The 970-nt window shown below is 40.5% G+C and carries 1 protein-coding gene; it reads left to right on the forward strand.

Translation table 11 applies throughout. The annotated features are described in order from the left end of the window. Positions 1–887: IS110 family transposase (locus OA91_RS23785; RefSeq protein WP_063340081.1), on the forward strand; the 887-nt coding region annotated here is incomplete at its 5' end. Positions 888–970: the final 83 nt, after the last annotated feature.

A 970-nucleotide genomic window follows, 5' to 3' on the forward strand; every position in this document is an offset into this window, starting at 1 on the left:
TAACGCCCTGTTTAATTGGTATGGAAGCTTGCGGTAGTGCGCATTATTGGGCTAGAGAACTTCAAAAATTAGGTCATGAAGTTAAGTTGATGCCACCACAATATGTAAAGCCTTACGTTAAAACGAATAAGAATGATGCAGCAGATGCAGAAGCTATATGTGAGGCTGTGACTCGACCAACGATGCGTTTTGTAACGGTTAAGAGTGAAGAGCAACAAGCATTACTTTTAGTGCATCGCGAACGTGACGGTGTGGTTAGAGATAGAACGTCACTGATTAATCGGATAAGGGCGAGTTTACAAGAGTTTGGTGTCTCGATACCGTCAGGACGGTTTAGGTTACATAAATGGTTTCGAACAGAGTTTGGTCTAATTGAGAGTGATTTACCTGTACTGCTGAGCCGTCATATTCAAACAATGTTGAAACGTTTGCATGATCTTGAAACCTATATTAAAGAGCTGGATAAGCAGATAGACATAGTGGGTAATGAAAATCAGCAATGCCGATCAATACAAGATATTCCTGGGGTAGGGCGATTAACTTCATCCGCTATTGTTGCAAGTGTGGGTGATGCAAAAGTGTTTAAATCAGGGCGGCAGTTTGCAGCATGGTTAGGCTTAGTGCCGAATCAACATTCAAGTGGTGGGAAGTCTGTTTTACAAGGAATCAGTAAGCGCGGGGACGCCTATTTAAGGCGGATGCTAATACATGGAGCGAGAGCGGTAATTAGGCATATGAAACCGGGCAAGCCATTTTATGATTGGCTGCAGAAGTTACAAGAAAGAATGCATAAGAATAAAGTAATCGTTGCGTTAGCAAATAAATTAGCGCGAGTAACATGGGCTATTTTAGCCAATAATAGAGAATATAAAGCGCAGTTAAGTTAACAAATTAACTGCTTATGAATGAATAAATAAGATACTCAGTTTTGCTAAGTATAAAAGTTGATGACTAAACAGGTTGAACCGTG

The organism is Marinomonas sp. SBI8L (assembly GCF_001624705.1).
Lineage (GTDB): Bacteria > Pseudomonadota > Gammaproteobacteria > Pseudomonadales > Marinomonadaceae > Marinomonas.